We start from the raw sequence: 9,269 nt of genomic DNA on the forward strand, positions 1-9,269 counted from the left end.
GATCGCACGGACTCGGGAATGTCTCTCCGGCGCAGGCCGGAGGCAGCGAGCTGAGTGAGCCTGCATGGACCCCACCCCTTCCTCGTCGTCCCGGCCGCCGTTCGACATGGTCAGCGGTGCCCTGTCGGATTACATCCGCCGGGCCGGAACCACCGAGGCATCGGGTCCTGCCGCTCCCCAGAGCGACCCCAGTGCCCGTCGGCCCGCAGGTGACAGCGCGGAGGCCGGAGGTCAGGAACAGATCCTCGGGGTGGTCAATCTCAACACGAAACTCAGGATCACCAGCTTCAATCTGAGCGCCGCCGCTTTCGCCGGGGTGAGCGTCGCGGCGGGGGCCGCTTTCGCCGAACTGCTGCCACCGGAGGACGTGGCGACGGTCACGCAGCGGCTGCGGAACGTCATCGAGACGCAGGAGGCGCACGTCGCCCGGGTCCAGCGCTTGCGGCGCGACGACGGGACGGAGCTGGTGGTCTCGATGAGCATCCTGCCGGCCGCAGCGCCGCAGGGAGGCCTGACGGTCTCCCTGATCGCCATGGCCAAGCGGCTCCACCTGTACGCGGCCGCGGCCGCGATCGGGACGTCACTGGACATCGGCGAGACCGCCCAGTCCCTGGCCCAGTCCCTGCTGGCCTGGGGAGACGTGGCCGCCGTCGACTTCGACTTCGCCGTGTGGACGGGGGAGGCCGTCACCGAGCAGGCGCACGAGCGCATCCGGCTGCGCCGGGCGGCCCTGGCGCCGGACCGGGCCTGGCCCGAGGGATACGTGACGTGCGGGGACAACCTGCCCCGCGAAGCGAGCCGTCTGCTGGTCGGCGCGGTCATGCGCGACGACGTACCGCAGGCCATCGTCCTCACCGACCGTGAGGCGATCGCGCGGGCCCTCGGCGATCCGCGGCTGGTACGCGCTCTGGTGCCCGGCGACCTGCCGGCGAACGTGGCATGCATACCGTTGGTCGTCGAAGGACCGGAAGGCACACCAGGGCCCATCGTGCTGGGCGTGACGGAAGTCTGGCGGCGGCAGGAGCGCCCCTTCCGCGACAGCGAACTGCTCGACCTGCAGGAACTCGTGGCCAAGACCGCCCGTCACGTGGACCTGGCCCGCCAGCACCAGCGTGAGCACGCACAGGTCCTGGCGTTGCAGCGCCGACTGCTGCCGCGGACCAGCAGCGACACCATCGAGGTCGCCACCGTGTACCAGCCCACCACCCCCGACAGCGCGGGTGTCGGCGGTGACTGGGTGAACAGCTTTCCGCTGCCCGGTGACCGTACCGCCCTGGTGGTCGGCGACGTCATAGGGCATGGTCTGGGGGCCGCGGCGGCCATGGGCCAGCTGAGCATGGAGGCCCGCGCGCTGTTGTCGGCGGGGCTGGGCCCCGGGGAGGTGCTGGAGCGTCTCGACGAGACGGTCACGCTCCTGGACGACACGGACGCGGGCCTGGCGGCCGGCTACAGCGCGCTGGGCTCGACGTGCTGCATCGCGGTCTACGATCCGGTCGACCATCGGGTGGTGATGTCCAACGCTGGACACCTGCCGCCCGTCCTGGTCCGTCCCGACGGCTCCGCCGCAACCATCACGGCGCAGCCTCACCCGGGCCTGGGAGCCGAGTTCGCGGTGCGGGAGCCGTTCGACGTGCACGAGTTCACCGCGCCGCCCGGCTCGCTTCTCGCCCTCTACACCGACGGTCTGGTCGAGGACCCGGTGGCCTCCATCGACGACGGCATCAGCCGCCTCAAAGACGTGGTGCGTGAGGTGCATCCCTGGGACGATCTGCAGCAGGCGGCACGCCGCGTGGTCGCCGGTCTGGCCCCGCAGGGGCGCCTGCGCGACGACGTGACCCTGCTGCTCGCCCGGATGACCGGCCGCCACAGCCGGGACACCGCGACCTGGCGGCTGCCCGCGCGCGACGACACACCCGCTCGCGCCCGCACCCTGGCCTCTTCCCTCCTGCGGCGATGGCGCACCGGCGACCGGACCCGGGACGACGCCGGTCTGGTGATCAGCGAACTGGTCACCAACGCCGTCCTCTTCGGTACCGGACCCGTCACCCTGCGACTGGTGAGAGCGGGGAGGCGCCTGACGTGCGAGGTCGGCGACACCGGCAACAGCCGGCCGCGCCTGCGCCGCAGCGACGTACTCGACGACCAGGGACGCGGCCTGCTGGTGGTCCACAAACTCACCACACGCTGGGGAGTACGGTGGACCGCCACCGGCAAGGCCGTCTGGGCAGAACTGAACATCCCGCGCGTCCACTGAGACGAACCTGACGAACGCGCGGCGCCTGCGTCCCGGGCCGCACCGGCGCCGTGGCGAGCCGGACCCACAGGGTTGCCAGGGCACTCGCTCGGCTCGCGGCCCGCTCATCCGTGGGCCCGGGGGCGGTCAGGCGGTGGACGCCAGGTGCCAGGTGGCCTGGACCAACGCCCGTTCCGTGCCGGTCAGGTAGACGGCCGCCGCCAGCCATGCGCGGGCGTATGCGTCCGGGTCGGTGTCCTCCAGGCGGCCGAACGCGTCGCGGGTGCGGCGGGCGGCCTCGCCGGTCAGCTGCGCGGTGAGATCAGCGGCCGTCGCGAAACCGCTGCGGCGCAGCCGTGCCGTGACGCCGTCGCCCGGCGCTTCGGCGACGGTCCTGCGGCCTCCCGAGACGGCGATCTCCACCAGCCGGCGCAGCCGCCACAGGGGGGCTTCGGCCAGGGGGTCCGGGGGGACGTCGGTGGATCCGTGGGGCCGGTCGAGGGTTTCGGCGGGTGGGAAGTGGGCCACCTCCAGACGGTCGTAGCCGAGGTCGGCGTGGCCGCCCCAGTCGGCGGGCAGCCGGAGGGTCGCCTCGATGCCGGGCACGGGCGCGACGGCGAGCGGGCGGAGGGTGGCGGCGCGGTCGGGGTCCAGCCGGCCGATGACGCGCAGACGCAGTCCGGGGCGGGACGCGAGGCGGCGGAAGTTCGCCGTGTGGGCCAGGCCGGGGTGGCTGTTGGCCGGTGTGAGCCGGACCAGCAGGCCGTCCACACCGCGAGGGCGCAGTTCCCGCGCGAAGATCTGGTCGCCCGCGGCTCCGGTCAGGACCAGGTCGCAGCCGATCAGTGCACGGTTCGTCGTGCCCTCCTGCTCCGGGTCGGCGTCGGCCGGTGCGCTCAGGCGCTCGGCGACCGCCTCGTCCAGGGGGCGGGCGAACAGGGCGGCCAAGGGCCCGTCCGTCCAGGGCCGTCCCGTCAGCGGAGTCGCGCGTACTCCCTTGCCTGCTCCCAGGCGGCCGTCCGGGGAGAGCGTCGCCCCGGAGACCAGCAGACCGCCGCGGGCGAGACCCGCGTGGTCCAGGGTGTGCGAGCCGAGGGCGACAGTGGCGGTGCCGGCGCCCCGGGCCCGGGCGACTCCGCCGGGCTTGACGTCGGACACGGAGAACCACTGCCCGTCGTCCCCGACCAGATGGGTGACGACACCGCCGTAGCCGGTGGCGGTGACGACCGGTTCGCGGCACACGCCGTGGACGCGGAGGCCGCCGCCCGGCCGGTAAGCGCGGCGGGCGATGCCGATCAGGGCGGGGTCGGGGTCCTGTGCCGTCAGCCGGTGCGCGATGAGGAGCACCTCGCGCAGGCCCGCGACCAGGTCCGCCAGGCGGTGGCCGTCGTGGCGGGCGCGGGCGCCGCGCACCTGGCGCACCACCCGCAGGGCCGCCGCCTCGGCACGGTGCAGGCCGGCGAGTCGCGCGGTGTGCGCGGCACGCAGCAGCTCCGCCTGCGGCACCGCGCCCGTCGCCGGCACCCCGCCGGTGAGGACGGCCGCGGCCGCCGACCAGAGCCCGCGTGCGGCGGCCACCTGGGCGGCGGTGGGAGCCGTGCGCGCGGGTGCCGGGGCCGCCCCCGGGCCGGCGGGTCCGGGTGCGGCGTCGGCCGCCGGACCTGCGGGTCCGGGGGCCTGGACCGCCGCCGCCGGGTCTGCGGGTTCCGGTGCGGTGTCCGCCGTCGCTTCGGCCGGTTCGGCCGGGGCCGTGGTGTCCGCCACCGGGCATGCGCCGAGTACGGCCGCGCGATGCAGACAACGCGGCGCCAGCAGGCAGGTGCACGTCACCTGCGCCGCCTCCGTGACCGCGCCCGACGGGCCGGGCACGAGAACGACCTCGGCGTCCTCGCCGCAGCGGACCCTGCGCGCGGTTCCGTCGTCGACGACCGGCGCGGTGGTGTACGTCTCCACGGCGGCGTCCAGCCTCTTGCGCAGCCGGGCGGTCAGGACCTCCACGGCGGCCGCCACGACGTCGGGCGCCGCCGGGGGCAGTTCGGGATTCATCGGTTCTCTCCGCGCAGACGGTCGCCCACCCAGCGGGCGAGGGCTTGGGGACTGAGGGCGGCCACGGGCATCCCGGCCGCGACGAGTTGCCGGGCGACGGGCACCGAGTAGCGGGGCGTGCCGGTGTCGTCCAGGGCGGCGCAGCCCAGCAGATGTACCCCGGAGCCGGCCAGGGACCGTACCTCGCCCAGGAGTCCGCCCAGCGGGGCGCCCTCCTCGAAGTCGCTCACCACGACCACCAGGGTCCGGCTGGGGACGGTCACGAGCGTCCGGGCGTGGGCCAGTCCGGCGGCGATGTGGGTGCCGCCGCCGACTCGGACCTCCAGCAGCAGCGACAGCGGGTCGTCGACCCGGTCGGTGAAGTCGATCACCGTTGTGGAGAACGCCAGGAAGTGCGTCGACAGGGTGGGTACGCCGCCCAGGACCGCCGCGGTCAGCGCCGACCACACGACGGACGCCTCCATCGACGCGGACACGTCGACGACCAGGATCAGGCGCCAGTCCGCCTCCGTGCGGGAGCGGGTGGAGAACACGGGTTGCTGCGGGACGACCAGCGTACGGCCGTCGGCGGTACGGCGGGTGTGGGCCAGGTTGGCGCGCAGGGTGCGCGGCAGGTCGAGGCGGCCGCCGGGGCGGCGGGTGGGACGCGGGGTGGCCAGTCCGGTCAGCGCGGGCCGCATCCGGGTGGCCAGTTCCCTGGCCAGTTCCTCCACCAGGCGGCGCACCAGCGGGCGCAGCCGGGCGAGGTGGTGTTCGGGCAGTCCGCCGGCGAGGGACAGCACGGAGGTCAGCAGGTCGATCGAGGGGCGGACCGCGTCCGGGTCCAGCTCCGCGAGCACGTCGGTACGGCCCTGGTCGGCGGCGCGGGCCAGGACCTCCTCGCGGACCTCCGTCCCGAACAGCGCCTCCAGTTCCTCGGCCCATTCCCTGGCGGTGGGGAAGGACGCCTCCTGGCCGCCGCCCTGGCCCTGGCCGTCGCCCCGGCCGAGGTCCGCGGAGCCTTCGCCGCGGCCCGCGCCGTACAGCTCGTCCAGGGCGTGGGCGTACCGGCGGGCGTGCTGCGGCAGTCTGTCGGTCTCCCGGCCGAGCAGGAGACGCCAGCGGTCGGTGGGCGGGAGGTCGCGGGCGGCCTGCGGCGCGGGCCCGGGCCGGGGTGCGGGGTGTTCCGGGTGCGTCTCCTGGGTGGCGGGGTGGGCCGGCTGCTCCGTGCTGAGCGGGAGGCCCAGTGCGGTGAGCGCGGTGCGGCCCGCGGTGTCCGCGGCCGTCCACAGCGCGAGCAGGTCGGGCGGGGCGTTCAGTGACAGGTCGACGCGGTGGCCGAGGCGTTCGGTCACCGTGTGCAGCAGCCGGTCGCGACCGGCGGGCGTGAGGGTGTCGAAGCCGCCGCGCAGGGCCGGGAGCCGGTCCAGGAATTCCTGGTCGGACAGCGTGTCGATGCGTTCGAGGAGCGGGTCGAGAGCGGCGGGCGCCGACTGGAGCAGCGGTGCGGCGCCGCTCAGCAGCCCGGTGAGGCGGCGGGCCAGCGCACGGCGTCCGTCGGGGGTGGAGGCCGCGTCGGTCCATCCGGCGGCGCGTGCGCCGAGGTCGGCGACGGGGTCCAGGTCGAGCAGGGTGCGGGAGGCCAGGGCGGCGCCCTGCATGAGGGGCGAACCTTCGCGGGCGAGGGTTCGCAGGGCGTCGTCCATGCGCAGCCCCAGGCGGTGTTCGCCGGCCCGCGCGGACAGTGCCACGAGGGCGGCCGCGTCCTGCGGATCGTCGCTGCCCGCGAGTCCGGGCAGCGCCCTTACGGCCGCCTCCAGCAGCTCCGTGGCCAGGTGGGCGGCGGTTCGGCGGGCCTGTGGGGTGGTGCCGGGGAGGTGCTCGCGCCGCAGTGCCTCCATCAGGTCGAGCGCGGTGAGCAGTTCGGGGAGGGTGGCCGTGGTGGGAAGCACCTCGGCGGCGTCCGTCAGGCGCTCGGCGAGCAGGGCGGGCAGGTCGCACCGGGCGGCCGCCTCCAGGCCGGCGAGGACCAGGGCGGAGGTGGGCCCCCCGTCCGCCGCCTCCTTGCGGAACGTCTCGCGCAGGGTGCCTTCGGCGGCCAGGGCCGCGGTCACCCCCCGGGTGCCGGCCAGGTCCAGCCGTACCGGGACGGACGGGGACCAGGACAGCCGCCAGCGGGTGGTGAGGGCGGTGCCGTCGCCGGTGCCTGTCACGCGCACGGGCTCGCCGTATCCGGCCGCGCACACGGCGAGGCGCTGGAGCAGGATCTCGCGGCGGCCGTCGAGGGCGGAGCGGAGCGGGTCGAGGCGTATCTCGCGGGGGGCGGGGTCGTCGGGGTGGGGCAGCCGGAGGGCGGCGAGTTCCGCCTCCACGGAGGGGCCGAGGCCGGAGCGGGGGGTGCCCGGCGCGGTCCGGCCGCGGTCGGTGCCGACCAGGACGGTCTCCAGGGCCCGTGCGAGGGCCCGGCCGCGGCCGAGGGGTTCCCCCTGGCCCATGACGGCGGTGAGTGCTTCGAGGATCTCGCTGCGTCCGGGGGCGGCGAGGCCGCGCAGCGCGGCCAGGTCGCAGGCGACCCGCAGGGTCTCCGCGGCCTCGCCGGTGCCCGCGGTGTGCCCGGCAGCACGCAGTTCCCGGCACACGTCGGTGATGGCGCGCGCTGCGGCCCGGCGCAGTTCCTCGGGGTCGCCGGCGGCGGTGAACACCGCCTGCTGCCAGCGCGGGTCGCGGATTCCGGCCGGGTATCCGGAGCGGGAGTCCAGCAGGTCGAAGGCGTACGGGACGAGGGAGGTGACGACGGCCGGCCCTTCGCCGACGGCAGCCGGCCGGCCGGTGGTGCTCCGACGGGGGGTGTCCGGCGCCGGGGCCTGCGGAGCGGTCGACGCGGGGACACCCGCGGCCGTCGGCCCGGCGGTGTCCGGGGCCGTCGACGCGGGGACGTCCGCGGCGGTCGGCCCCGCAGTCTCCGCGGCTGGCGGCCCGGCGATGTCCGTGACAGCCGGCCCTGTGGTGTCCGGGGCGGCCGGCCCGGCGACGTCCGTAGCCGTCAGTCCCGCAGTGTCCGCGGCGGCCGGCCCGGCGTTGTCCGTGGCGGTCAGCGCCGGGGCGTGGAAGGCGCCCACGACGGCCGCGACCCGGCGTCCGCCCTCCCCCGCGCGGGCGATGGTCTCGCGCATATGGGCCTCCCGGGCCAGGTCGGCCTCGGGGACGCCGCCGGCCGACTCCGCGTCGCGGCGCAGTGCCCAGCCGACTCCGAGGGCGGCCCGGCGGATCGCCTCCGGCGTACAGCCGGGGGCGAGGACCTCCACGCAGCGGTCCCACAGGTCGTCGCCGTCGCGGCCGGTGCCGGCGGCGGCGAGGGCGTCCGCGAAGGGGGTGGCTCCGGATCCGGGTCCGGTCTCCGCCGCGGTGACCGCGGTGCGGGTGTCGCCCGCCGGCAGGGCGGCCTCGGTGTGCCAGCGCGGGTCGGACATCGGCAGGTCGCAGCAGACGACGTCGGCGCCGCGCTCCCGGGCCCAGCGCACGGCGGCGAGTTCGGGCGAGAAGTCGGCGAACGGGTAGAACCCGAGCCGCCCGCCCGCGCCGGTCCCGGCCAGCGCGACCGGCGCGACGGTCCCCGGGGCGGCCAGGTGCGCCAGCCACGGCTGGAACTCGGCGGGCAGTTCCACGCACACGACCTCGGCGCGGCAGGCGTCCAGCAGGGCGGGCACCGCGGCGGCCAGCGCCGGGCTGTGGTGGCGGACGCCGAGCAGGTACGGCTCGGTGTGATCGGCGAGGACGGCGACGGCCGCCCTCGGTTCCAGGGCAGTCGTCACCGCAGGTTCTCCCGCAGGTCCCACAGGCGGCGCCACAGCGCGGACCCGTCCTCGGCGCGGCGGCGCACCGGGCCGTCCCAGTAGCCCAGCAGCCGCGCGTGGTCGGCCGGGTCGTCCTTGCGGACCACGCCGAGGAGGTGGCCGGGGACCAGGTCGAGGGCGTCGCCGCCGGGCAGGTAGGCGGTGGCCACGCCGAGCGAGACGGCGACCTGCACGGCTTCGGCGGTGGACATCACCGTGCCGGGCCGCTCCACGTCCCAGCCCTCCGCGGACCGGCCTGACCGCAGGTCGCGGAAGGCGGTGACCAGGACGTCGAGGACCGCGTCGTCGACGCCGAATGCCGCACCGGCCCGTTCGACGGCGGCGGTGGCCTGCCGCCGGACGAGCGCCGTCTCGGCCTCCACGTCCCCGATGGGGTGCACGGTCTCGAAGTTGAAGCGGCGCTTGAGCGCGGCGGACATCTCCGACACACCCCGGTCGCGCAGGTTGGCGGTGGCGATGACGGTGAACCCGGGGGCGGCGGCGACCTGGGCGTCGTCCGTGCCGGACAGCTCGGGGACGCTCATCCGGCGGTCGGACAGGATCGACACCAGGGCGTCCTGGACCTCTGGCAGACAGCGGGTGATCTCCTCGATGCGCGCGACCCGGCCCGCGCGCATCGCCGCCAGCACCGGCGAGTCGACCAGGGCCTGCGGGGTCGGGCCCTGGGCGAGGAGCAGGGCGTAGTTCCAGCCGTAGCGCAGGGCGTCCTCGGTGGTGCCGGCGGTACCCTGCACGGTCAGCGCGCTGGTGCCGCTGACGGCGGCGGACAGCAGTTCGGAGAGCATCGACTTGGCGGTGCCGGGTTCGCCGACGAGGAGCAGGCCGCGCTCGCCGGCGAGGGTGACGACGCACCGCTCGACCAGGGCCCGTTCCCCGATGAACTTGGGGGTGATGACCAGCTTGTCGGGCAGGGTGGCGTGGGGCTTGGGCAGGGTGAGGGGCTGGTCGGCGCTGCCGCAGACGAACGTGACCACGGAGCGGGGGGTGAGCCGCCAGCCGGGCGGGCGGGGGCCCTCGTCATGGGCGGCGAGGAAGGCGAGTTCGGTGGCGTGGCGTTCCTCGGCGTAACGAGGTCGGAGGAACCGAAACTCACTTGTGTCAACTGCGCCATCTGTTGGCAGCATCCCGGCAGCGGAACATCACCGTGCAAGTGCTGC

The 9,269-nt window shown here is 75.8% G+C and carries 4 protein-coding genes; 1 reads left to right on the forward strand and 3 read right to left on the reverse strand.

From position 1 onward, the window contains the following. The first annotated feature begins 64 nt into the window (after positions 1-64). Complete coding sequence (locus AB0G63_RS32595) at positions 65-2,254, forward strand: ATP-binding SpoIIE family protein phosphatase (protein ID WP_360757718.1); 2,190 nt, start codon at positions 65-67, stop codon at positions 2,252-2,254. 126 nt (positions 2,255-2,380) lie between these two features. On the opposite strand, the gene AB0G63_RS32600 is transcribed toward AB0G63_RS32595, so the two are convergent. From AB0G63_RS32600 to AB0G63_RS32610, 3 genes are read right to left on the reverse strand one after another with little or no spacing between them, the layout of a single operon-like run. Then, positions 2,381-4,279, reverse strand: coding sequence for a hypothetical protein (locus AB0G63_RS32600; RefSeq protein WP_360757721.1), 1,899 nt, complete (start codon positions 4,277-4,279; stop codon positions 2,381-2,383). Next, positions 4,276-8,070 (reverse strand): DUF5682 family protein, encoded by a 3,795-nt coding sequence (locus AB0G63_RS32605; RefSeq protein WP_360757724.1) that lies wholly within the window; start codon positions 8,068-8,070, stop codon positions 4,276-4,278. The genes AB0G63_RS32600 and AB0G63_RS32605 overlap by 4 nt, the downstream gene beginning before the upstream one ends. Next, positions 8,067-9,236 (reverse strand): AAA family ATPase, encoded by a 1,170-nt coding sequence (locus tag AB0G63_RS32610; RefSeq protein ID WP_360757727.1) that lies wholly within the window; start codon positions 9,234-9,236, stop codon positions 8,067-8,069. The genes AB0G63_RS32605 and AB0G63_RS32610 overlap by 4 nt, the downstream gene beginning before the upstream one ends. Positions 9,237-9,269: the final 33 nt, after the last annotated feature.

Source organism: Streptomyces sp. NPDC020996 (genome assembly GCF_040641355.1).
In the GTDB taxonomy this organism is placed as follows: Bacteria; Actinomycetota; Actinomycetes; order Streptomycetales; family Streptomycetaceae; genus Streptomyces.